Genomic DNA, 23,986 nt, shown 5'->3' with positions numbered 1-23,986 from the left:
CGATCACAGCGTGGGCTATCCAGATAACGTTCCTGCAACTATGCTTCGCACACATCTTAATGACTGTTCTCTATGTGCGGCCCAAATGAAAATTGACGATATCGATGCCTTTGTCGAAGTGATTCGTTGCCAGTCCATCAGCCATGCCGCCGAGTCGTTGCAACTGACCCAGCCGGCCATTACCCGCCGCGTGCAGAACTTCGAGCAGGCCTTGGGGGTGGAGCTGTTCGACCGCAATACCAAACCCTTGAAGCCCACGTTGATCGGCACCCGCGTATACGAGCAGTGCCGGCTGATCCTGCGCGAAATGGATGCCCTGCGCGAACTGGTGGCCACGGATGCACCGCCCACCGGCGTACTGCGCCTGGGCGTGCCGCAGACCATCGGCGATGTGGTGCTGCTGGATGCGCTGAAGCTGCTGCGCACCGAGTACCCCGAGTTACGCGCCCAGGTCGCCACTGGCTGGGGCAGCCAACTGGTCGGCAAGATCGAACGGGGGGAACTGGATGCAGCGGCGGCGCTGTTCCCGGCAGGCAAGATCTTCCCCGACAACATCGTTGGCGAGTCCATTGGCAAGATGGAGCTGGTGGTGGTGTGCGCCAAGGCGCAGTTGCCGAAAAAGCCGTGCAAGCTGGCGGATGTGTACCAGAACGGCTGGATCCTCAACCCGGATGGCTGTGGGTTCCGCGCAGGCCTGCAGCGCACCTTGTCTGACCAGGGCTTGGCGCTGCGGGTCAACCTGGAGACCTTCGGCACCGAGTTGCAATTGGGCTTGGTCGCCGATGGGTTGGGCCTTGGCCTGGTGCCGCGCCCGCTGCTGGAACGCAGTGCGCACCGTGAGCAACTGGCGGTGATGCCGCTCAAGGACTTCAAGCCGGTGATGGATTTGTGGCTGATCTACCCGCACTTCCTGGGCAACCTGCAAGGGCCGGTAGATGCGTTTGGCAAGTGGGTGGCGGCATCGTTGCACAAGATTCGGGATGCGGCTTGATATGAAAAAAAATAATAATTAGCTTAGATTAAAATGTGCTTTTTATTATTTTCGAGCATCCCCTAGGCTTGCCTGGAAGTCCTTAAGGCCATCCAGGAAGTTTTGCCATGAGCAGCGTCACCTCGATTTCCAGCGTCTCCAACAACGTTCGCCAGCGCGTCACGCCAGAAGAGTGGGAAGTACGCGTCAAACTGGCCGCCGCCTATCGCCTGGCGGCCCTGTACAAGTGGACGGACCATATCTATACCCACTTCTCCGCCCGTGTGCCGGGCCCGGAGGAGCATTTCCTGATCAATGCCTTTGGGCTGTTGTTCGATGAAATCAACGCTTCCAACCTGGTCAAGGTCGACCTTGACGGTACGATTGTCGACGACCCAACGGGCCTGGGGATCAACTACGCCGGCTACGTGATTCACAGCGCCATCCACGGCGCACGCCATGACCTGCAAGCGGTGTTGCATACCCACACCCGCGATGGCATCGCGGTGTCGGCGCAGAAGGACGGCTTGTTGCCGATTTCCCAGCATTCCATCGCCTTTTCCGGGCGGGTGGCGTACCACGGTTATGAAGGCATCGCCCTCGACCTGGATGAGCGTGAGCGGCTGGTGGCGGACCTGGGCGACAAGAGCGTGATGATCCTGCGCAATCACGGGCTGTTGACGGCCGGCATCAGCGTCGAACACGCATTCCAGCAACTGCAAGGGTTGGAGCGCGCGTGCAATATCCAGATCGCCGCGCAGGCGGCGGGGAATGCGCAGTTGGTCTTTCCACCGCGTGAGGTCGTGGCCAAAGTGGAAGAACAGGCCCAGGCGCATAGCAGCGGTGAAGGGCCGGGTGTGGCGCGGCATTGGAATGCGTTGATCCGGCAGTTGGAGCGTAGCGATACCGATTACAAAAACTGATCCGCAGCCAAATGAAGATCAACTGTGGGAGGGGGCTTGCCCCTCCCACATTGGTTTGTGGTGTGCTTGCTTATGCGACCTGCCTGGCTTGTTCGCGTTGTGCAATCAGTTGGCGGGTGAGGGGGATCAACTGCTTGCCGTACTCAATCGCGTCATTGAGTGGATCAAACCCACGGATCAGGAACGTCGTGATACCCAGGTCGTAATAATCTACCAACGCCTCTGCTACCTGCTCGGCGGTGCCCACCAACGAGGTGGAGTTGCCTTGCGCGCCCAGCAATCCGGCAATCCCGGTCCACAAGCGCTTGTCCAGCCGTGACCCTTGCGCCGCCGCTGCCAGCAACCGGCGCGAACCTTCATTCGGCGGTTCGCGGCGTACAAAACCGTTTTGTTCGGCCAGCGCCGTGGCGTGCTGCAGGATGCTGTCAGCCCGCGCCCACGCCAGTTCTTCGGTCTCGGCCAGGATCGGTCGCAGCGACAGGCTGAAGCGAATCGTGCGCCCATGCTTGGCTGCTTCGGCCCGAACCTGGGTCACGATTTCGCGTACTTGCTCGTAGGTTTCGCCCCACAGCGCGTACACGTCGGCATGCTTGCCCGCCACTTCAATCGCGGCCTTCGACGAGCCGCCAAAGTACAGCGGGATATGCGGCAGCTGCGGCGACTTCACCGTTGAATGCGCGCCTTCTACCTGGTAGTAAGTGCCGGCAAAATCGAAGGGCTGGTCGCTGGTCCATTCCTGGCGCACCACGCTCAGGTATTCGTCGGTGCGTGCGTAGCGTTCGTCCTTGCCGATATGGCTGCCGTCGGCGCGCAGCTCGCGGTCATCGCCGCCGGTGATGATGTGCACGGCAGTGCGGCCACCGTTGAACACATCCAACGTGGTGAACTGGCGTGCGGCGAGGGTAGGCTGCGCAAACCCAGGGCGATGGGCGATGAGGAACTGCAGTTTCTTCGTCACACTGGCGGCATGGGCGGCGATCAGCGTGCTGTCCGGGCTGTTGGAGTGGAAGGCCACCAGGGCGCGGTCGAAACCGGCTTCTTCGTGGGCGCGGGCCACGGTTTCCACGTAGTCCGGTTGCAGGGTCGGGCCGCTGCGCGGATGGATCTCGGAGGCATGGTGGCCGCCGATATAGCCGATGAATTCGATGCTCATGGTCTGTCCTTGTCGAGTAGGGAGTGTGTACCTCCGCCGGGCAGGGGGTCGGTCATGCTCGTTCAAGGTAGGGGGCGCAGGAGCGGGTGTAAAATGCCGTTTGGTTCTAACCTAATTATTAAAATAAAGAATCATATGTTGTGTATTTGATCAGTAAATTGCATTTTGTAGGCGAGGCTGACAGTAGTTAACGTTGTGTTTGGCCCGGGCCTGAGGTCTGATGGGCGCCGAAAATAGTGCCTCTAAGGTTGGGCAATGATGCGGGCAGAACTTGCGCAATATGGCGGTATTACCGTCATGATTCCCGCCGCAGTGGTGATTGCTGTCTGGTTGGTTTATTCCAACCCTCGGGCACTGCGGGCCTGGTTGATTACGATCGGTGTGACTTATTCGCTGGTGGCGGCCAGTAAGTTGTTGTTCAAAGGCTGGGGGTTTTCCTGGCAGCACCTGGATGTTGCGGTCATCAGCGGGCATGCCATGAACAGCTGTTTGATGATCACGGTGGCAACTAGCTTATTGGCTCGCCAGTATAACTTTGGCTGGCGTTGGCCTGCGGCGTTAGTGGCCTTGACGCTCAGTATTGGCTTCAGCGCTTATTGTGTGGCGCCGTATATACATCCGCTGAATGAAGCCCTGACCGGTGCGTTGCTGGGTTCAACAGCAGCCCTCGTTTTTCTTTGGCGTATCGAAGCGGTGAATATCAACGTTTCCCCCGCGCTCATGGGCGCGGGCCTGGTGTTTTTATTCGCCTGTGCGCTGCTGCCCAAGTACAACGCGGAGTTGCTGCTGAACCGCGTCGCAGTCACTCTTTCAGGCGCCGCTCAGGCTCATCAGGAACCTGCCTGGCGCTTGGAGGCGGCACACACCCAGGCCGAATAGCTCGCCAGGTCCAGCGCCAGGTTGCTGTCTACCATCAGTTCCAGCAACACAGTCTGCGCGTTGAAACGCTGTGCATCGCCCCGACGCTTCGCGCCCTGCATCTGCTTGAACAGCGCGTGAGTGATTTGCAGGGCAGAGCTGCCTTGCAACCGGTCCAGCCAGTGGCCAATCGCCCGGGTATTCTGCTGGTACTGCGCGCCGACCGCCGGCTCCACAAAACTTTCGAACATGCCCGTGAGTTTTCTCAGCGCGTAGCCGCGGCGCATATCCCCGAGCAGGCTCATGGCCGCTCCTCGGTGCCGGAGATGTTCGCCAGCAATTCGGCGGTCTTGACCTGCATGAACTGGCTGTCGCCACGGCTTTCCACGCACAGGCACACCGACAGCGCATTGCTGACCTGCAATTTGAAACGCCAATCGGCGAAGACCATCGACAACCCGGCGCTGGACTCATCACTGTCCAGGGAGTTATCGCCATACAACACGTGCATGCGCTCGACGACACGGGTCGAGTTATTGACCTCGACATGAATATTTCCCGAAGAAGGAAATAGGCCAATACGCTCTACCAATAACTTTGACGTGTTCATGGCCGTCCTCTTGCTGGTGCATTCAAAGGGCACTTTATTATGTGAAAGTGGAAAAAGTATTGGAATGTTATTTTTAGTCGGCTAACGCCGTGGTTGTTATTTTTTGTCCTGCGCGATAGATGGTCTGGTTTTGTAGAGTGTGGCAATAATTGTGCAGTCGTTAGTTGCTCGTTATTTAAATAAGGTCGTCCCTTTTGCCGATGAATAAGTGTGCGGTGCGTGGGAGGTTGCCTTGTTCAAAAATATATTGATTGTGTGCATCGGCAATATCTGCCGCAGCCCGACGGCAGAGCATTTGCTGGGCGCCGCGCTGGGTTCCCGTGGGATCCAGGTCAGTTCGGCCGGTCTGGCGGCGTTGCGTGACCATCCGCTGGAGCCTACTGCCGGGCAGGTGTTGCTGGAGCATGGGCATGTTCCCCTGGCGCACAAGGCGCGGCAACTCAAGGTAGAGGCCGTCAGCGATGCCGACCTGATCCTGGTGATGGAGCAGCGTCACATCGACGGCGTGCTCAAGCTTGCCCCCGAGGCGCGGGGCAAGGTGTTCCTACTGGGTAAGTGGCAGCACGACCGTGAGATCACCGACCCCTATCGCCAGGGCAAGCCTGCCTTTGTGCAGGCCTATGCGTTGATCGAACAGGCCGTGCAGGCCTGGGTCGAGCGCCTGGCGCGCTGACGCTCCCTCTTTAAAACGATTGCAAGGACGAAGACGCGATTTATGTATCCACCCCAGAACGCTTCCGCTGACAGCCCCCACCGTGACGAGATCGATCTGCTCGGCATGCTCGGCACCCTGCTTGATCACAAATGGCTGATCGCTGCAATCACCGGCACCTGCATGGTGATAGGCGCGGCCTACGCCATCCTGGCGGCGCCGGTGTACCAGGCGAATGCGTTGATCCAGGTGGAGCCGAAGAAAAACGACATGCTTGGCTTTTCCGACGTCAGTAGCCTGCTGGGCAAGGAATCGCCGGCCGTGACCGAGATCGAGCTGATCAAGTCGCGGACCATCATCGGCAAGACCGTCGACACCCTGGCGCTGGACATCACCGTCACGCCCCAGCGTTTCCCGCTGATCGGCGGGTTCCTGTCGCGGCGTTACGTGCCGGACCACAAGGGCGGTGTCGCGCCGCCGCTGTTCGGCTTCAGTCGCTGGTCGGCAGGCGGCGAATACCTGGCGCTGAGCACCTTCAACCTGCCGGCGGCGCTGCTGGGCACCTCGCTGGTGCTGGTGGCGGGTGAGGCCCAGACCTACAGCTTGTTTGATGAGGATGGTCGGGAGATTGCCACGGGGCGCGTCGGTGAGCCGTTCTGCGCCAACGGCGTCGACGTGTTGATCCAGGAACTGCGGGCCAACCCCGGCGCGCACTTCAAGATCGTGCGCAAGCCGCGCCTGGATGCGGTGGCGGATTATCAGGACTTGCTAACGGTGATCGAGCGCGGCAAGGAGTCGGGCATCATCAGCCTGTCCCTGGAGAGCACGCGCCCGGCCCTGGCGATTCGCACCCTCAATGAAATTTCCAACCTGTATGTGAAGCAGAACGTCGACCGCACCTCGGCTGAGGCGGCGCAGAGCCTGTCGTTCCTCAATGACCAGTTGCCGCAGGTACGCCGCGACCTGGAGAAAGCCGAAAACGCCTTGAACCGCTTTCAAACCCGCAGCAAATCCATCGACATCAGCCTGGAAGCCAAAGCGGTGCTCGACCAGGTGGTCGCCCTGGACACCGGCATCTCCGAACTCAAGCTGCAACAGGCCGAGATGGACCGTAAGTTCACCCCCCAGCACCCGGCTTACCGCGCATTGCTGGCCAAACTGGCTGAACTCAACGCCAAGCAGGCGCAGATGACCAGGCGGGTCGAAGGCTTGCCGAGCACCCAGCAGGAATTGCTCAGCCTGACCCGTGACGTGCAGGTGGGCACCGAGATTTACACCCAGTTGCTCAATCGCTCCCAGGAACTGGACGTGATGCGTGCCGGCACCGTGGGCAACGTGCGCCTGATCGACAGTGCCGATGCGAATATCAGCAAACCGGTGGAGCCGCGCAAAGTGATTGTGGTGCTGTTGGCGATGCTGCTCGGCGGCATGCTCTCGGTGGGCCTGGTACTGGTGCGCAGCCTGCTGAACCGTGGGCTGGAAAGCCCGGACGACATCGAGAAACTCGGCCTGCCGGTGTACGCGTCGATTCCCTTCAGCCTGCTGCAAAAGACCGAGGAGGCGAACGCCGTCAAAGGCCTTACAGGCGTGGCGTCGTTGCTGGCGCTCAACCACCCCCATGACCTGGTGATGGAGGCCATGCGCAGCCTGCGCACCAGCCTGCACTTCGCCATGCTTGAGGCCAGGGACAACCGCCTGATGATCAGCGGCCCCAGCCCCGAAGTGGGCAAGACCTTTGTCTCGGCCAATCTGGCAGCAATCGTTGCGCAGTCGGGCCAGCGGGTGCTGTTGATCGATGCCGACATGCGCAAGGGTTACCTGCACAAAGTGCTCGGCCAGGTGGTGGAGGCGGGATTGTCCGACCTGCTGGTCAAGCGTTGTGATCTGCAGGAAGCGATTCATCCGACGGCCATTGAACGCTTCGACTTTATTGGTCGCGGGCAGATTCCGCCCAACCCGTCCGAACTGCTGATGCACCCCAATTTTGCCGCGTTGCTGGCTGAGGTCAGTGAACGCTACGACCTGGTGATCATCGACACGCCGCCGTTGCTGGCGGTGACCGATGCGGCGATTGTCGGGCGCCAGGCCGGCACCAGCCTGCTGGTAACGCGGTTCGGCGTGAACTCGGCGAAGGAAATCGAGCTGACCTTGCGGCGCTTTCATCAGAACGGCATCGCGCTCAAGGGGGCGATTTTCAATGGCGTGGAGAAACGCCGTTCCGCCAGTTACGGCTATGGCGACTACGGCTACTACAGCTACGCCTATCAGTCCGACAAGGCCTGATGACCATGAGCAAAACACTTGAAATGCCGCGCTCATTGTCGCGACGCTTTCGCCTCAACGTGCTGAGCTACGGTTACACCCAACTGGTGACGGTGGCGGCGCAACTGGCGCTGGTGCCGTTTTTCCTGCATGCCTGGGGCACCGAGCGGTATGCCGACTGGCTGGTGCTCACGGGGATCCCGTCGATGCTCAGCCTGCTCGACTTTGGGGTGGCCCAGGCATCGGCCACCAGCGCGACCTTGCGCGCCAGCCAGGGCGATGTGGCGGGTGTGCGGCGCAGTGTGCAGACCGCGCTGGCGTTTACCCTGGCGGTGGTCGCGCTGGTCCTGCTGTTAGCCCTGAGCCTTGGCCAGTGGCTCGACTGGGTGACGCTGCTCAAGCTCAAGACCCTGGCGCCCGAACAGGCCGGCCTGGTGGTGTTGTTCATGTCCGGCTACCTGTGCACCCGGCTGCTGGGCGGGCCGATCGAGGCGTGGTTTCGCAGCATCGACCGAACTGTTGGCGGTGTGTTCATCATGGCCAACCGACGGACCCTGGACATCGTGCTGTCCATCGGCGTGCTGCTGCTCGGCGGTTCGCAATTGCAATTGGCCCAAGGCATGTTCTTCAGCCAGGCGCTGTTCCTGCTGTTGGTGACGCTGTTTGTGCGGCGCATATCACCCTGGCCGTTGCTGGGCCTGGCGTCGGCATCCTGGGCGGAGTTTCGCGGGATCTGGAAACCGGCGCTGGGCAGCGCGGCGATTCCCCTGGCCCAAGCGATCACCCTGCAAGGCGGCCTGCAAGTGCTCAACCAGATCGCCGGCCCGGCGGTGGTGGTGGGTTACACCATGGCACGCACCTTGATGCGCCTGATCATCCAACTGGGCATCACGTGCAGCAACGCGCTGACACCGGAAATCTCACGCCTGGCCGGGCGCGGGCAACTCGACGAAGCACGGCGTTTCACCCAGCGCGCCAGTTCACGGGTGCTGGGCCTGTGCGTGCTGGTGTACGGCGCAGGAATATGGGCCGGGCCGCAGATCATTGGCCTGTGGAGCAATGGCCTGGTGCAGATTGACCGCGTGTCCCTGGCGCTGATCGGCGCGCATACGCTGCTTAACGTGGCGTGGTTCATCCTCGCGGCGATGTTGATTTCCACCAATCGGCACACTCGCACTTCGGTGATCTACGCCTTGAGCAGCCTGGCCGCCTTGTTGCTGTGGCTGGCCTGCAAGGAGCGTATCGACCCGTTGCTCGGCGCGTCGCTGCTGCTGGCGTTACCGGAGTTGGTGGTGCTGGTTTACTTGCGGGCGATCCGCGTCGGGGAGGTGGGCCCATGATGCTGTCCCAGGCGCGCCTGACGCTGTACTTGCCGCTGAGCTTTTTTGCGTTGCCGCTGGCGTTGAGCAATAACCTGTCGCAGCCCTTGGCCCTGCTGCTGTTGTTGCCGTTCGTGGTGTATGGGTTGCGCGGGTTTGGGCGGGCGTTGCCGTTGCTCGCACTGGTGATTGCCGCCAGCGTGTTGCAGGTGCTGGTGAGCAGCGGCGCGAAGATTTCCCTGTATCAATTTTTGCGCTCCGGCATTCCGTTTTTCTATTTTGTGCTGCTGTTGGCGGGGTACGGCTACGTGCAGGCCAATGTGGAGGAAATCGCCCGTGCCCACAGCCCCCACTTTCGGCGGATCATCGAGCGCATCATCTACCTGTTTGCCCTCGGCCAACTGCTGCAGGTCAGCCTGTACGGGGTGGGCATCGACCTGACCAACGCCGCCTCCAAGTCCAGCGACGAAGTCGGGCGGATCATGCTGTTCCCCACCAGCTCGGCCGTGCTGCTGTTCTTCTACGCCTGTTGCCAGCGCAAGATCGGCTTGATGCTGATCATCGCCGTCACATTGCTGGCGGCCGGGTCGAAGACAATCCTCGCGGCCATGGCGGTGATGATCCTGTTGTCGGCGATTACCCAGCGCAAGCTCAAGTCCCTGGCGGTATTGGTGGTGGCCATCGCTGCGCTCGGCACGCTGACGTTCTATGCCAGCCCCTTGGCGGTGTCGCGCTTTGCCACGTACCTGTTTGAGGAGAAGGGCGAAGACGTGACCCGCGCCTTTGAGATTGCCCATGCCAAGGCGTCATTCCTCGACAACCCGACCACGGTGTTCCTCGGTAATGGCCTGGCCAAGCAACTGACCCCCGGCGTGCCGACCAATGATGAGCGCTGGTTCGAGAATTCCAAGTTCGATATCGAGAACGGCTACTGGGGTGTGACCGCCAAGCTGGGCGTGGTGGGCGTGGCGCTGTTCTGCCTGCTGTTCAGCGGTTTGCCGCGCACCCCGGTGTCGCTGGCGGTGGTAGCGATTTTGCTGATTTTCTCGTTCAAGACCAGCTACCAATTCTTCACCACCTTTGATGGCAGTTATTTGCTGGTGTGGTCGATGCTCATCGGCCTGCTCAACAAGACCGCGCCTGCACGCCAGGCCGTTCGCCAGCCTGCGCCCCCAACCCATTACTTACTAAGACAGGCTGGTTCATGAACGCATCTGCACGCCCCGTGAAGGCCGGGATACTGACCTACCACTTCAGCGAAAACTTCGGCGCCGTGCTGCAAGCCTATGCCTTGCAGCGCTGGCTGCAACAGCAAGGCCTGCAAGTGAGCCTGATCAATTACCACCCGGCCTACGTGGAGGACGGCAGCGAGCTGCGGCAACTGTTCAACCCGCGCCAGTTCAAAGCCAACCTCAAGGCACTTTACCTCAAGGCGTTGGCGCTCAAGAGCCAGGTGCTGGGACCGAATGCGCAGTCGCGGCAGTTTCAGGCATTCAAGACGCGTTTCCTGAATATCCAGGAGCCGCGCTACGCCCACGCCGAGCAGCTCAACCAGGCCGTCGCCGGCCAGCAATTGCTGGTGGCAGGCAGTGACCAGATCTGGAACCCCTCGGGCCAGACCGGCCTGGACCCGGCCTACTTCCTTGCGTTCGACTGCGACAAGGCAATTCGGCGTATCTCCTACGCCGCCAGCTTCGGCAAGGAATACCTGGAGCCCGAATACCACGCCGAAGCCGAGGGCCTGCTTAAGCAACTCTCGGCGATCAGCGTGCGCGAGGAGAGCGGGGTGGCCATCGTGCAACAGGTCGCCGGCTTGGCCGCTCAATGCGTGCCGGACCCGACGCTGTTGCACCGCGATTATTCAGCGCTGCTCGCCACCGCCAGCCAAACCCGTACTGGGCACGTGTTCTGCTATGCGCTGCGCACCGGCGTGGGCGTGCGCGAAGTGGCCCAGGCGTTGTCTGTGCATGTGGCCGGGCCGATTGTCTCGCCTTATAACGCGCACCGGCGTTGGCGCCAGATCGGCGAGACCGTGCAGGTGGGGCCCCAGGACTGGCTCAAGTTGCTCAAGGACAGCGCCTATGTGGTGACTAACTCGTTCCATGCCACGGTGTTCGCGATCATTTTCGAGAAGCCGTTTATCGCCGTGGGCCTGCCCGGCATCAAGGCCTCGCTGAATGCGCGGGTACGTAACTTGTTGGAGAAGCTGGGACTGTCCCAGCGCTTCCTGCCGGCGGACGATGCAGCCCAGGTGCAACGCTTGATCGCCGCGCCCATCGATTGGGTCGCAGTCAGCGCGCGGCGCCAGGCATTGCAGCAGGTGGGCGAACGCTACCTGCTGGAACAGTTGGCGGCGATCCAGCCATGAGCGATTTCGCCCAACTCAAGTACGTGGACACCTTGCCCCGCAGTGACAAAGCTCGGCGCCTGCTGTGGGGCGTTGTCTATCAACTGCTGTTTCGTCCTACGCCGCGCTGGATGCTGCACGGCTGGCGGCGCGCGCTGCTGCGTTGCTTTGGCGCCAGGATCGGCGAGGGCTGCCGGATCTCGCCCACCTGCAGCATCTGGGCGCCCTGGAACCTGGAGATCGGCGACTACACCGCCATCGCCGATGGCGTGGATGTGTACGCCATGGCGCGGATCACCCTGGGCTCGAAGGTCACCATCAGCCAGCGCAGCTTCCTGTGCACCGGCACCCATGACACCCGCAGCCTGCTGCGGCCATTGGTGACGCGGGAGATCGTGATCAAGGACCACGTGTGGGTTGCCGCCGAAGCGTTCATCCACCCCGGCTGTGTGCTGGAAGAGGGCTGTGTGGTGGGTGCGCGGTCGGTGGTTACCGCCGACCTGCCGGCCTGGATGATTTGCGTCGGTGCGCCGTGCCGCGCCCTCAAACCGAGAGACATCGCACTATGAAACAGGTGAAAACCATGATGGACAAAGCATGGAAGTTGATGTTTTTCGTCAGCGAGTTCTTTCGCGACATGCTCACGTTTATGCGCCACAACGGCTATTCGCCGCTGGAGAGTCGCAATAAGAAGCTGTTCTACAAGATCCTCATCGAAACCCACACCGTGGAAAAAGGCCTGTCCCTCAAGGAGCCCAAGCCGCTGTTCGGCAAGGACAAGATCAACGGCATCATCCACATGCTCAACGAATACGACCGCACCTATTCGGCGCTGCCGCTGGAGATGGCCCTCGGCGCTTTCCAGGGTTACCTGGACCTGCATCGCACGCTCGGCATCAGCGATGATTTTGTGTTTTACCTGGACGCCTATGTCGAGCACCTCAAGCGCGACGGCACTGCCGGCACCGGCGGTATCAAGCGCGCCGCGCCGTGGCTGGGCAATGGCGGGCTGGACGCCAAGGCGTTCCTGCAATCGCGCTCCAGTTGCCGGATGTTCAAGGCCGGCAGGATTGACAGTGGCTTGCTCACCTCGCTGGTGGAACTGGCGCAGTCGTCACCTTCGCAATGCAACCGTCAATCCTCGCGGGTGCATGTGTACCAGGACCGTGCAGTGATCGCGCAGTTGCTTGAATTGCAAGGTGGCTCGCGAGGGTTTGCGCAATCGGTGGACAACCTGTTTGTGGTCACCTCGGACGTTACCGCCTGGGGCGGCGCCGGCCAGCGTAATCAGCTGTATGTCGACGGTGCGCTGTTTTCCATGGGGCTGTTGCTGGCGTGCCATGCCAACGGGCTGGGGGCGTGCCCGCTGAACCTGGCGATCCTCAATTCGGTGGAAAAGAAGATCCGCGGCATCGGCGCCATTGCGGCCAGCGAGCGCCTGATTATGATGATTGCCGTGGGCTTGCCCCTGGAAAGCCACTTCCGCGCCGCGCGTTCACCGCGCCGGCTCACCACCGAAGTCCTGCAACTGCACGGTGGTTGAGATGAAGCGAGAAACCGTCAGCGTCATCATCCTCACCTACAACGAAAGCCTGCACATCGCCCGGGCCATCGAGTCAGCGCGCGCCTTCAGCGATGAAGTGCTGGTGGTGGACTCGTTCTCCAGCGACGACACCTGCGATATCGCCCGGCGCCACGGCGCGCTGGTGGTGCAGCACCCGTTCGTCAACCAGGCCAAGCAGTTCCAGTGGGCGTTGGACCATCTGCCGATCACCGGCAATTGGACGATGCGCCTGGACGCCGACGAAATCATCGAGGCCGACCTGGCTGCGGCAATCAATACCCGGCTGCCCGCACTGACTCATGACATCACCGGCATCAACTTCAAGCGCAAGCACATTTTCATGGGCCGCTGGGTGCGCCACGGCGGGCGTTATCCGTTGAAGATGCTGCGGCTGTGGCGCACCGGGCTGGGCCGTATCGAAGACCGTTGGATGGACGAGCACATCTCGGTGGCCGAGGGGCGCACCATCACGTTGGAAGGCGGGTTTGCCGACCACAACCTGCATGACCTGACCTTCTTCACCCACAAGCACAACCAGTACGCGACCCGCGAAGCGATTGAAGTGTTGAACGCGCGCCTGGGCTTGTTTGCCATTCGCGATGAATTGCACGCCGGACAGAGTTCGTTGCAGGCCAAGACCAAGCGGCTGGTCAAGAATCGCCTGTACAACCGCGTGCCGTTCACCCTCAGTTCCACCGCGTATTTCCTGTGGCGCTACGTCATCCAACTGGGGTTTCTCGATGGCCGCAGCGGCCTGGTCTATCACCTGCTCCAGGGCTATTGGTACCGCTTTCTGGTGGGCGCCAAAGTGCTGGAACTGGAAACCGCGATTGCCCATTTAAACGATAAGGAAGCCATTGTCCGGGAACTCTCGAAGTTGACCGGCCATAACTTGAACCTGCCCACACCGAAGTAACCGCGCGTTTTCAACAAACACCCAAGTCCGGGTGTCGGCCCGCGCTCGCCTATCAATTGGGAGACAGACATGAACAAAGTTGCGCTTATCACCGGGATTACCGGTCAGGATGGCTCGTACCTGGCGGAGCTGCTGCTGGAAAAAGGCTATACCGTACACGGCCTCAAGCGGCGTTCATCGTCGTTCAATACCCAGCGTATCGATCACATTTACCAGGACCCCCAGGCCCTGCATAAAAACCTGATCCTGCACTATGGCGACCTCGCGGACTCGTCGAACCTGACGCGCATCATCCAACAGATCCAGCCCGATGAAATCTACAACCTGGGCGCCCAATCCCATGTGGCCGTGAGCTTTGATTCACCGGAATACACCGCAGACGTGGATGCCCTCGGCACCTTGCGCATTCTTGAAGCCATCCGCCTGCTGGGGCTGGAAAAGAAGACCCGTTTCTACCAGGCGTCCACCTCCGAACTGTACGGACTGGTGCAGGAAACCCCGCAGAAAGAAACCACGCCGTTCTACCCACGTTCGCCCTACGCGGTGGCCAAGTTGTACGCCTACTGGATCACCGTGAACTTCCGCGAAGCCTATGGGCTGTATGCGTGCAACGGCATCCTGTTCAACCACGAATCGCCCCGTCGCGGTGAAACCTTCGTGACCCGCAAGATCACCCGCGCCCTCAGCAATATCGCCCTGGGCCTGGAGCAGTGCCTGTACATGGGCAACATGGACGCGCTGCGCGACTGGGGCCATGCCAGGGACTACGTGCGCATGCAGTGGATGATGCTGCAGCAGGAAAGCCCCGAAGACTTTGTGATCGCAACCGGCGTGCAGTATTCGGTGCGCGACTTTATACGCTGGTCGGCGGCGGAGCTGGGGCTGCACCTGCGTTTTGTCGGCGAAGGCCTGGAAGAAGTTGCGGTGGTCGAGCAGATTCATGGCGACCTGGCGCCGGGCATTCTGGTGGGGGATGTGATTGTGCGCGTGGACCCGCGCTACTTCCGTCCTGCGGAAGTCGAGACGCTGTTGGGCGACCCGTCCAAGGCCAAGCGTTTGCTCGGTTGGGTGCCAGAGATCAGTGCCCAGGAAATGTGCGCGGAGATGGTGCGCGAAGACCTGAAGATCGCCCAGCGTCACGCGTTGCTGCGCCTGCATGGCCACGACGCTCCGATTGCCGTGGAGAACTGAGCATGGCTCGTGATCTTGAGGCGCAGATCTTTGTTGCCGGCCATCGTGGCATGGTCGGTTCGGCCATTGTGCGGCGTTTGTGGGCCTTGGGTTATACGCGGATTCTTACGGCGGGCCGCGATCAGTTGGACCTGCTCGACTCAGCGGCGGTGCAGGCGTACTTCGCCAAGCACCGTATCGACCAGGTGTACCTGGCGGCGGCCAAGGTTGGCGGGATTCATGCCAACGCCACTTACCCGGCGGACTTCATCTACCAGAACCTGATGATCCAGGCCAACGTGATCCACGCCGCCCATAGTCATGACGTGCAGAAGCTGCTGTTTCTCGGCTCGTCGTGTATTTACCCGGTGCATGCACCGCAACCGATGATTGAAGCGGTGTTGCTCGATGGCGCCCTGGAACCCACCAACGAACCGTATGCGGTAGCCAAGATCGCCGGCATCAAGCTGTGTGAAAGCTACAACCGCCAGCACGCCCGCGACTACCGCAGTGTGATGCCCACCAACCTGTACGGCCCTGGTGATAACTACCACCCGCAGGACAGCCACGTGATCGCAGGCTTGTTGCGGCGCTTCCATGAGGCGACGCAGCGCGGGGATGACGAGGTGCTGATCTGGGGCAGTGGCAAACCCCGGCGTGAGTTTCTGCACGTGGATGACATGGCGGCGGCCAGCGTGCATGTGATGGAGCTGAGCCCGGCACGCTACCGCGAGCAGACCCAGCCGATGTGCTCGCACTTGAACGTCGGCACCGGCATCGATTGCACCATCGCCGAGCTGGCCCAGGCACTGGTGCGGGTCACCGGCTTCAGGGGGCGTTTGCGTTTTGACGCCAGCAAGCCCGACGGCGCGCCGCGCAAATTGCTGGATGTGAGCCGCATCAATGCCCTCGGCTGGGAAGCCTACGTGCCGCTGGAGGAGGGCCTGCGCGATGCCTATAACGCCTACCTCGCAGCCCTTGAACAGCCTCGGGGCCACTGATGAAGATCCTTCTGTATGGCATCAATTACAGCCCGGAATTGACTGGCATCGGCAAGTACAGCGGCGAGCAGGCGCGCTGGCTGGCCAGTCAGGGGCATGAAGTGCGGGTAGTGACGGCGCCGCCGTATTACCCGCACTGGCAGGTGGCCGAGGGTTATTCGCCGTGGCGTTTTTGTACCGAGCAGGATGACGCTGTGACGGTGATCCGCTGCCCGCTGTATGTGCCGCGACAGCCCACTGCGCTGACGCGCCTGCTGCACCTGATGAGCTTTTCCGCCAGCTCGTTTTTCGCGGTGCTGGGGCAACTGCGTTGGAAGCCGGACCTGGTGATCCTGGTGGTGCCCACGCTGTTTTGTGCGCCCCAGGCGCTGCTGCTGGCCAGGCTCAGTGGTGCGCGTTCGGTGCTGCACATCCAGGACTATGAGGTGGATGCGATGTTCGGTCTGGGCATCGGTGGCGGCTCGCTGCTGCGCCGCGTGGCATTTGCGCTTGAACGTTGGTTGTTGCGCCGCTTTGATCGGGTGTCGACGATCTCCAGCGGCATGCTCGACAAGGCCCGTGGCAAGGGCGTATGCAGCCAGCGTCTGCTGTTCTTCCCCAACTGGTCGGAGACCACGCGTTTTCGCCAGGTGCCCCGTAACCGCGTCTTGCTGGAGCAGCTCGGTGTGTCGCCGGGCACGCGGGTGTTGTTGTACTCGGGCAACATCGGCGAGAAGCAAGGCCTGGAATTGATCCTCGATGCTGCCCAGGCGCACGCCCATCGCAGGGAGCTGGTGTTTCTGATTGTCGGCCAGGGCACCGGCAAGGCGCGATTGCTGGAACGTGTGCAGCGCGATGGCTTGCGCAATGTGCTGTTTGCACCGTTGCAGGCCTATGAGGATTTACCGGCGCTGCTGGCCTCGGCTGACGTCCACCTGGTCATCCAGAAGCGCGGGGTGGCGGACTCGGTGCTGCCCTCCAAGTTGACCAACATTCTGGCGGTGGGCGGCCACGCCATCATCACTGCCGACCCCGGCACCACCCTCGGCCGTCTGTGCCAGGAGCATCCGGGCATTGCCGTGCTGATCGAACCGGAGTCCGTCGCGGCATTGAACGCAGGGATCGAGCGGGTGCTGGCATTGCCGGCACGCAATGAGGTGGCGTTGAACTACGCCAAGGAGTTCCTCGACAAGGAACGCATTCTGCAACGCTTTCTGGCACAGGTTTGATGGGTATGTGGCTTGATTTACCGACCTTCAATACGGTCGTGGCATCGACGCCGCTGGTGGCGATCGACCTGGTGGTACGAAACGGCCGTGGCGATGCGTTGCTGGGCTTGCGCGTCAACCGGCCGGCCTACGGTTACTGGTTCGTGCCGGGCGGGCGCATCCGGAAAAACGAGACCTTAGACGGCGCTTTCCGCCGCATCACCCGCGACGAACTGGGACGCACATTCGAACGTGCCCAGGCGCGTCTGCTGGGGGTGTTTGAGCACTTTTACGATGACAGCGTGTTTGCCAACGCCGGGCAGGGGCCGGACACCCACTATGTGGTGCTCAGTTATTGCCTGGAACTGGCTGACGGCCAAACTCTGCAACCGCCCACGGAGCAACACCAGCAGTACCGCTGGTGGTCCCAGGACGAACTGCGCATCAGCTCGCGGGTGCATGAACACACCCGTGCCTATTTCTGACCCTGTGTTTCCCGAGGACGCTCCAATGTTATTACCCGTGATCATGGCAGGCGGTTCGGGGTCGCGCCTGTGGCCGCTCTCGCGGCAACTGAACCCCAAGCAGTTCCTGCGCCTGACCGATGCGCACCTGTCGATGTTGCAACAGACCATCACCCGATTGACCGGTGCGAACGTGGCGTTGCCGCAGTTGATCTGCAATGAACAACACCGCTTCCTGGTGGCCGAGCAATTGCGTCATCTGGGCATGGAGCACGCCAGCATCCTGTTGGAACCGGTGGGGCGCAACACTGCGCCGGCCATTGCCCTGGCGGCCTGCAAGGCGCTTGCTGAACACCAGGACCCGATCTTGCTGGTGCTGGCGGCAGACCATCTGATCGACGACATCCCGGCCTTTCATGCCAGCCTGGAAGTGGCACTGCCGCTCGCCCAGGACGGCAAGTTGGTGACGTTCGGTATCAACCCCACCAGCGCTCACACCGGCTACGGCTACATCGAGCAGGGGGCGGCGATGGGCGAGGGCGGTTATCGGGTCAAGCGCTTTGTCGAGAAGCCGGACGCTGCCACCGCTGCGGCGTATGTGGCCAGCGCCGGGTATTACTGGAACAGCGGCATGTTCATGTTCAGCGCCAGCCGTTACCTGGAAGAACTGGAGCGTTTCCAGCCGGCCATCCTCCAAGCCTGCCGTGCCGCCCTGGAAGGCGGCAGTCAGGACCTGCCGTTCACCCGCGTGCATGCCGCCACCTTCGCCGCCTGCCCGGATGACTCCATCGACTACGCCGTGATGGAAAAAACCGACGACGCGGTGATGGTGCCGTTGCAGGCCGGCTGGAGCGATATCGGCTCGTGGTCGGCGCTGTGGGAAGCGAGTGGCAAAGATGCCAGCGGCAACGTGATACGCGGCGACGGGCTGACCCTGGACACCCGCGACACCTACGTGCACGCCGACAGCCGGCTGGTGGCAACGGTGGGCGTACGGGACCTTGTCATCGTAGAAACCAAGGACGCCGTGCTGGTAGCGCACAAGGATCAGGTGCAGCAGGTCAAGGGCATTGTCGACCTGCTCAAGCAGGCCGGGCGACAGGAGCATCTCAACCATCGCGAAGTGTACCGGCCGTGGGGCATGTACGATTCGGTGGACAATGGTCCGCGCTATCAGGTCAAGCGCATCACCGTGAAGCCGGGAGCCAAGTTGTCGGTGCAAATGCATCACCACCGGGCCGAACACTGGATTGTGGTCAGCGGTACGGCCAAGGTCACCAATGGCGAGCAGACCTATCTGGTGGCGGAAAACCAGTCGACCTATATCCCCATTGGCCAGGTGCACGCGTTGGAAAACCCAGGGGTCATCCCGCTGGAACTGATCGAGGTGCAGTCGGGTTCTTACTTGGGTGAAGACGATATCGTGCGCTTTGAAGACAAGTACGGCAGGGCGTGATGTTTTCCGACAATTAATAACATTTAAAATAACGTTCCGAGGCGCGATACGTTGAAGACTGGGGGCTTGGTCGACAAAACGTTATTTTAAACTAAGGGTGTTAAAAGTTATCCGTCTGGTGTGCTGTTTAGTTGGGTGGCACTATCGGTTTGCCTACTCAATGATGATAAGGAGTCTGAAATGAGAAAATCACTGGCCATTATGGCGCTCAGTATCTTGAGTGCTTCGGCGATGGCCGCCGAGACCCCGTTGGGGCTTGATACCGCAGTGGTCGGAACCGTGACGGTTGGCCAGACGCTGTTGGTCGGCGCTGCCCTGGTGGCGGGTGTTGCGGCTGCTTCAAACAGCGGCGGCAGCTCCAATGGCGGCACCACCACGGGTACCACCGGCACCACCGGCACCACGGGTACCAGCAACTAGTTGCTTACCTTGCGCTTTTAAGACCGCTTGGATTCCCCGCCCAAGTGGTCTTTTTTTCTTGTCGACTATCGCGAGTGTCTCAACACTATGATGCGTATTTTTTCTATGGCCGTCTTGGCCGCGGCCTTATTGCAAGGCTGTATGTTTGCACCGGGTCAATATATGGACACTGCGGCCTTGGCTGAAGAGGGTGGGGCTGGAAACAGTCGTGTGGATTTAATTGCGATTACGCCCAAGTTATTGGCGATGGATGCCGCCACCCAAGTGCCTTACTCCATCCCGGCGGAACTCTTGAGTTATAAACCCGGCCCGTATTTGATCGGCGCCAATGATGCGCTGTATATCACCGTGTGGGATCACCCGGAACTCACCGCGCCGTCAGGCCCGCAACAGCAGATCGATGCCAATGGCCGGCTGGTCAGCCCCGAGGGCAATCTGTTTTATCCCTATGTGGGTGAAGTGGTTGCCAAAGGCCGCAGCATTGAAGCGTTGCGCAGCGAGATCACCGACAAGCTGCGCCAGTACATCGACAGCCCCCAGGTGGACGTCAGCGTGTTGCGCTTTGCCAGCCAGAAAGTGGTGATCAGCGGCGCGGTGGTCAAGGCGGGCCCGGTGCCGATCACCACCATTGCGATGAACGTGAGTGAAGCCCTTGGTGTTGCCGGTATCGACCCGATCAACGCCGACCTGTCCAACCTCACGCTCACCCGCGGCGGCAAGCGCTACAGCCTGGACCTGGATACGCTCAACCTTGATGCGTCACGCTTGAACGAGGTTTACCTCAAGGACGGCGACCAGTTGTACCTGGCCTACAACGACCGCAAGCGCATCTATGTGATGGGCGAGGTCATGCAACCCCGTGCGCTGAGTTTCAAGACCCGCAGCATGAACCTCTCTGACGTGTTGGGCTCGGTGGGTGGGGTCAACCAGAACACCTCGAATGCCGACGCCATCTACGTGATCCGCGGCGCGCAGAATATCGATGTGGAGCCGGCCAAGGTGTTCCAGCTTGAAGCCGCATCGCCCTCGGCTATGGCCCTGGCCACGCGCTTTGATGTGCAGCCTCAGGATGTGGTGTTTGTGGGCCCCGCGAATATCACGCGCTGGAACCGCTTTATCAGCCAGTTGGTGCCGTCCGCTTCGATCATCGGCATTGGCGCCTCCACTCAGAACAACCTGAGCGAAGCCAGCAGCCGATAGGGTGGAACCTGCGTGAACAGTCTGAAAGTTGCGACCTGCATGGTCGTGTCATGGATGTTGGCTGGCTGCAATCCATTGATGAACGCCTCCCTCGATACCTTCAAGGCGGCCGTGACCGGGCCGGCGCCGCTGGTGTTGACGCAAGCTCAGGTGGACGCCGTGCCGTTCCCCCAGATAAAGGTCGGCACGGTATCGAGCGAAGGGGTGATGGCGCTGATTCGCCAGCGTGGCGACCTGCAATTCTGGGTCGCCGCCGGCAAGCAGGTGTTGCTGCTGCGCGACGGGTTGGTGGTACGCACGGTAGGCCTGGGGACGGACCTGAATGGCACGCGCTGGCAGGGCCAATCACCGTTCCAGCAGGGGCTGCATCGTGTGCCGGACGGCTATCGCAGCACACGGCAGATCGACGTGATGGAGGGCTATCGGCTGGGCGTGACGGTCCATAGTCGCATGACGCGCATGGGCATGGAGACGCTCGACATTCTCGACAAGTCCTATGCCTTGTTGCGGGTGGACGAAGAGATCGAAGCGGCTGGTTTCCATGGGCGCAACCGCTACTGGGTCGACCCTGAAGACGGTTTTATCGTGCACAGCGAACAGCACCTCACACCCAGCCTGACCTTGACCATCACCCAACTGCAACCCACCCGCAAGGATGCCCCATGACACTTCCAAGACTCGGCGCGCTGGTGCTGTTGTGCAGTTGCGCGAGTGTGTGTCCGGCTGCAATGACGGTCAGTGGCGAGGTGCGCAGTGCCGGCGCCATGCCTTTGCAACCCGAGGCCCGCCTGCTCGATGTGATCACCGCGTCGCAACCGGATGCACAGGGTTATTGGTTGGGCGCTGCCTGGTTGCGCCAACCGTTGCTGGCGCAACAGACACGGCTCAAGGCCGGTGTGTTGTTTGACCTGGAGAGCCTTCGCCGGGCCGCGCTGGCCGCCGGGCGAGAAGGGCGGGCACATGCGGCGGCTCAGCTCTATCAACAGGTACAGGCGCTGCCGGTGACGGGCCGCGAGGTGGCGATGCTCGATCCTGTGGCGGTGGAAGCGGGCTTTGCACCCAACCCGCTCGTGACCGACGGCGACCGCCTGATCTACCCTCCGAGGCCCGAGCGTGTGCAGGTGCTGGGGGCGGTCGCAGAGCCCTGCAGCCTGGCGTTCCAGCCGCTGCGCCTGGCACAGGACTACCTGCGTGCCTGCCCGTCCTCGGCGCAGGCCGATACCGACTACCTGTGGCTGATCCAACCCGACGGCCACGTCACGCGCCTGGGCACCGCCCCCTGGAACCACGAGGAGGGCAACCCGCCTGCGCCTGGCAGCACGCTGCTGGTGCCGATCCGCAACGATGATCTGGAGCCGCCCACCCCTGAACTCAATCAGCAACTGGCCGAGTTTCTTGCCACCCAACCCCTGGCTGAGGTCACGCCTTGAAATTATGTATTGCGGCCGTGCTGCTGGTGCCTTGTGGCGTCGCGCATGGCGATCCCCGTTACACCCAAAGCGATTTCGGCGGCGTCGGGCTGCTGCAAACCCCGACCGCCCGCATGGCGCCCGCCGGCGAGCTGAGCGTCAACGCCAACCGCACCGAACCTTACAGTCGCTACAGTTTTTCGGCGCAACCGCTGGACTGGCTGGAGGGCACTTTCCGCTACACGGCGATTACCAACCGCCCCTATGGCGCCGAGTCGTTCAGCGGGGGCCAGAGCTATAAAGACAAGGCCGTCGACGCCAAAGTCCGTGTGCATCAGGAGAGCCACTGGCTGCCAGAGGTGGCGCTGGGCTTCATGGACCTGGGCGGCACCGGTTTGTTTTCCAGCGAGTACCTGGTGGCCAACAAGCGCTATGGCGATGTGGATTTCAGTGCCGGCATCGCCTGGGGTTACCTGGGCAGTCGCGGCGACCTCGGCAACCCCTTGGGCGTGTTGGATGATCGTTTCAACGAACGGCCCACCGCCGAAGGCTCCGGCAGTTTTTCCAACGGCTACTTTCGCGGCCGGCCCGCGCTTTTCGGCGGTATCGCTTACCAGACGCCCTGGGCGCCGCTGAGCCTCAAGCTGGAGTACGAGGGCAACGACTACCAGAGCGAGCCCCGTGACAACCCGCTGCGCCAGGACTCGCCGGTCAACCTGGGCCTGGTTTACAAACTGGCCGATTCTGTCGATTTGAGCGCGGCCTGGGAGCGCGGCAACACCGCCATGTTCGGCATCACCCTGCACACCAATTTCGTCAGTCGCACAGCACCGCTCAAAACCTACGATCCACCGGCACCCAAGTTGCCAGCCAAGGCACCCACCACGCCGATGGGCGAGGTCAACTGGGCCGACGTATCCAAACGCCTGCATGACAATGCCGGCTACAACGTCCGACGTATTGCCCGGCGCGGGACGGAGTTGGTGGTGTACGGCGAACAGCAGCGCTACTTCTACAGCGCCAAGGCGGTGGGACGTGCCAGTCGGATCCTGGATAACAGCGTCAATGACCAGATCGATTGGTTCACCCTAGTCAGCGAGCGCTACGCCCTGCCGATAGAAGAAACCAGCGTGCCGCGCGAAACGTTTCGCGAGGTGGCCAACAATCGTGAGCAGGTGCAGACCCTGCACCGCCAGGTGGAGGTCAACCGTGCCAGCAACCGTACGCAGACGGTGCTCTATACCCAACCCCCGAAACCCTTCACCTACGGCGCAGGCCTTGGCTACAAGCAGAACGTCGGCGGGCCGGATGGCTTGCTCTACCAGGTTTCGGCCGACTTCGACGGCGAGTATCGCTTCACCCGCAACACATGGTGGAGCGGCCTGCTCAGCGTCAACCTGCTGAACAACTACGACGGGTTCACCTACGACGCGCCCAGCGGCCTTCCCCGTGTGCGTACCGACCTGCGCCAGTACATGACCGCCTCCGATGTGACCCTGCCGACCTTCCAGCTCAGCCATGCGGTGCAGTTGGACCAGGATGTGTACGGGATGGTCTACGGTGGGCTGCTCGAATCGATGTACGCCGGTGTCGGCAGCGAAGTGCTGTATCGGCCCCTGGGCCAGCGCTGGGCGTTGGGCGCCGACCTTAACTACGTGCGCCAACGGGGTTTCGCGCAGGATTTCAGCCTGCGCGATTACCGGACCGTCACCGGGCATGTCACCGGCTATACCGAGTTGCCGTTCAATCTGCAGGGCGCCTTGAGCGTCGGTCGCTACCTGGCCAGGGATTGGGGGGCGACCCTGGATCTGTCGCGGGAATTCAACAACGGCGTGCGGATTGGCGCGTGGGTCACTCGCACGACGGCATCGACCGAACAGTACGGTGAAGGCAGTTTCGACAAAGGCTTGTACTTGTCCATTCCGTTCGATGAGCTGATGAGCCTGTCGACCCTACGCCGCGCCAACCTGGTGTGGGCGCCGCTGACCCGTGATGGCGGAGCGCGCTTGAATCGCGCCTACTCCCTGCATTCGATGACCGATGGGCGCGACAGTGATCTGTTCTACAAGAACATCGACAAGATCACCGAATAGACCGTGGGTCAA

The 23,986-nt window shown here is 61.4% G+C and carries 24 protein-coding genes; 21 read left to right on the top strand and 3 right to left on the bottom strand.

Translation table 11 applies throughout. From position 1 onward, the window contains the following. Positions 1-85: 85 nt before the first annotated feature. Both PspS35_RS16735 and PspS35_RS16730 read left to right on the top strand, forming a co-directional pair. The gene (locus tag PspS35_RS16735) at positions 86-991 is read left to right on the top strand and encodes a LysR family transcriptional regulator (protein WP_159935845.1); all 906 of its coding nucleotides are present in this window, start codon (positions 86-88) and stop codon (positions 989-991) included. A gap of 107 nt (positions 992-1,098) precedes the next feature. Beyond that, positions 1,099-1,893: a class II aldolase/adducin family protein gene (locus tag PspS35_RS16730; RefSeq protein ID WP_159935844.1), complete on the top strand. Its 795-nt coding sequence runs from the start codon at positions 1,099-1,101 to the stop codon at positions 1,891-1,893. Positions 1,894-1,963: 70 nt separating this feature from the next. Here PspS35_RS16730 and PspS35_RS16725 read toward each other — a convergent pair whose 3' ends face one another. Next, positions 1,964-3,046, bottom strand: coding sequence for an LLM class flavin-dependent oxidoreductase (locus tag PspS35_RS16725; protein WP_159935843.1), 1,083 nt, complete (start codon positions 3,044-3,046; stop codon positions 1,964-1,966). A gap of 255 nt (positions 3,047-3,301) precedes the next feature. On the opposite strand from PspS35_RS16725, the gene PspS35_RS16720 reads away from it, so the two are divergent. Beyond that, on the top strand, positions 3,302-3,925 hold the full coding sequence (locus PspS35_RS16720; RefSeq protein ID WP_159935842.1) for a hypothetical protein: 624 nt from the start codon (positions 3,302-3,304) through the stop codon (positions 3,923-3,925). Here the strand turns inward: PspS35_RS16720 and PspS35_RS16715 are convergent. Both PspS35_RS16715 and PspS35_RS16710 read right to left on the bottom strand, forming a co-directional pair. After that, positions 3,877-4,209, bottom strand: a complete 333-nt coding sequence (locus PspS35_RS16715) for a hypothetical protein (protein WP_159935841.1) — start codon at positions 4,207-4,209, stop codon at positions 3,877-3,879. The two genes, PspS35_RS16720 and PspS35_RS16715, sit on opposite strands and share 49 nt — an antisense overlap. Beyond that, complete coding sequence (locus tag PspS35_RS16710) at positions 4,206-4,514, bottom strand: phosphomannomutase (protein WP_238785877.1); 309 nt, start codon at positions 4,512-4,514, stop codon at positions 4,206-4,208. Before PspS35_RS16710 ends, PspS35_RS16715 begins: the two co-directional genes overlap by 4 nt. A 232-nt stretch (positions 4,515-4,746) precedes the next feature. On the opposite strand from PspS35_RS16710, the gene PspS35_RS16705 reads away from it, so the two are divergent. The 18 genes from PspS35_RS16705 to PspS35_RS16620 all read left to right on the top strand — a co-directional run bounded on the left by PspS35_RS16705 (position 4,747) and on the right by PspS35_RS16620 (position 23,974). Next, a complete protein-coding gene (locus PspS35_RS16705; protein ID WP_159935840.1) occupies positions 4,747-5,187 on the top strand; it encodes a low molecular weight protein-tyrosine-phosphatase in 441 nt (146 codons plus the stop codon). A gap of 42 nt (positions 5,188-5,229) precedes the next feature. After that, positions 5,230-7,449: a polysaccharide biosynthesis tyrosine autokinase gene (locus PspS35_RS16700; RefSeq protein WP_159935839.1), complete on the top strand. Its 2,220-nt coding sequence runs from the start codon at positions 5,230-5,232 to the stop codon at positions 7,447-7,449. A gap of 5 nt (positions 7,450-7,454) precedes the next feature. Then, positions 7,455-8,768: a hypothetical protein gene (locus PspS35_RS16695; RefSeq protein WP_159935838.1), complete on the top strand. Its 1,314-nt coding sequence runs from the start codon at positions 7,455-7,457 to the stop codon at positions 8,766-8,768. Beyond that, the gene (locus PspS35_RS16690) at positions 8,765-9,955 is read left to right on the top strand and encodes an O-antigen ligase family protein (protein ID WP_159935837.1); all 1,191 of its coding nucleotides are present in this window, start codon (positions 8,765-8,767) and stop codon (positions 9,953-9,955) included. Before PspS35_RS16695 ends, PspS35_RS16690 begins: the two co-directional genes overlap by 4 nt. Next, on the top strand, positions 9,952-11,115 hold the full coding sequence (locus tag PspS35_RS16685; protein WP_159935836.1) for a polysaccharide pyruvyl transferase family protein: 1,164 nt from the start codon (positions 9,952-9,954) through the stop codon (positions 11,113-11,115). Before PspS35_RS16690 ends, PspS35_RS16685 begins: the two co-directional genes overlap by 4 nt. Beyond that, positions 11,112-11,663 (top strand): putative colanic acid biosynthesis acetyltransferase, encoded by a 552-nt coding sequence (locus PspS35_RS16680; protein ID WP_159935835.1) that lies wholly within the window; start codon positions 11,112-11,114, stop codon positions 11,661-11,663. Before PspS35_RS16685 ends, PspS35_RS16680 begins: the two co-directional genes overlap by 4 nt. Before the next feature lie 14 nt (positions 11,664-11,677). Next, on the top strand, positions 11,678-12,637 hold the full coding sequence (locus tag PspS35_RS16675) for a nitroreductase family protein (RefSeq protein ID WP_159935834.1): 960 nt from the start codon (positions 11,678-11,680) through the stop codon (positions 12,635-12,637). 1 nt (position 12,638) lies between these two features. Next, positions 12,639-13,574: a glycosyltransferase family 2 protein gene (locus tag PspS35_RS16670; RefSeq protein WP_159935833.1), complete on the top strand. Its 936-nt coding sequence runs from the start codon at positions 12,639-12,641 to the stop codon at positions 13,572-13,574. A gap of 69 nt (positions 13,575-13,643) precedes the next feature. Further along, on the top strand, positions 13,644-14,765 hold the full coding sequence (gmd, locus tag PspS35_RS16665) for a GDP-mannose 4,6-dehydratase (protein ID WP_159935832.1): 1,122 nt from the start codon (positions 13,644-13,646) through the stop codon (positions 14,763-14,765). Positions 14,766-14,767: 2 nt separating this feature from the next. After that, positions 14,768-15,745, top strand: coding sequence for a GDP-L-fucose synthase (locus tag PspS35_RS16660; RefSeq protein WP_159935831.1), 978 nt, complete (start codon positions 14,768-14,770; stop codon positions 15,743-15,745). Continuing rightward, positions 15,745-16,953: a glycosyltransferase WbuB gene (locus PspS35_RS16655; protein WP_159935830.1), complete on the top strand. Its 1,209-nt coding sequence runs from the start codon at positions 15,745-15,747 to the stop codon at positions 16,951-16,953. The genes PspS35_RS16660 and PspS35_RS16655 overlap by 1 nt, the downstream gene beginning before the upstream one ends. Positions 16,954-16,958: 5 nt before the next feature. Continuing rightward, positions 16,959-17,417 (top strand): GDP-mannose mannosyl hydrolase, encoded by a 459-nt coding sequence (locus PspS35_RS16650; protein WP_159935829.1) that lies wholly within the window; start codon positions 16,959-16,961, stop codon positions 17,415-17,417. A gap of 25 nt (positions 17,418-17,442) precedes the next feature. Next, positions 17,443-18,852, top strand: coding sequence for a mannose-1-phosphate guanylyltransferase/mannose-6-phosphate isomerase (locus PspS35_RS16645; RefSeq protein WP_159935828.1), 1,410 nt, complete (start codon positions 17,443-17,445; stop codon positions 18,850-18,852). Positions 18,853-19,032: 180 nt separating this feature from the next. Continuing rightward, positions 19,033-19,272: a hypothetical protein gene (locus tag PspS35_RS16640; RefSeq protein WP_174244822.1), complete on the top strand. Its 240-nt coding sequence runs from the start codon at positions 19,033-19,035 to the stop codon at positions 19,270-19,272. An 87-nt stretch (positions 19,273-19,359) separates the two neighbouring features. Beyond that, complete coding sequence (locus PspS35_RS16635; protein ID WP_159935827.1) at positions 19,360-20,472, top strand: polysaccharide biosynthesis/export family protein; 1,113 nt, start codon at positions 19,360-19,362, stop codon at positions 20,470-20,472. Between the two features lie 12 nt (positions 20,473-20,484). Beyond that, positions 20,485-21,138, top strand: coding sequence for a YjbF family lipoprotein (locus PspS35_RS16630; protein ID WP_275113818.1), 654 nt, complete (start codon positions 20,485-20,487; stop codon positions 21,136-21,138). Then, a complete protein-coding gene (locus PspS35_RS16625; protein ID WP_159935826.1) occupies positions 21,135-21,902 on the top strand; it encodes a capsule biosynthesis GfcC family protein in 768 nt (255 codons plus the stop codon). Before PspS35_RS16630 ends, PspS35_RS16625 begins: the two co-directional genes overlap by 4 nt. Next, positions 21,899-23,974, top strand: coding sequence for a YjbH domain-containing protein (locus PspS35_RS16620; RefSeq protein WP_159935825.1), 2,076 nt, complete (start codon positions 21,899-21,901; stop codon positions 23,972-23,974). Before PspS35_RS16625 ends, PspS35_RS16620 begins: the two co-directional genes overlap by 4 nt. The last annotated feature ends 12 nt before the right edge of the window (positions 23,975-23,986 follow it).

The organism is Pseudomonas sp. S35 (genome assembly GCF_009866765.1).
Lineage (GTDB): Bacteria > Pseudomonadota > Gammaproteobacteria > Pseudomonadales > Pseudomonadaceae > Aquipseudomonas.
The sequence above is the reverse complement of the archived record's forward strand: the minus strand, read 5'-3'. Positions and strand labels throughout refer to the sequence as shown.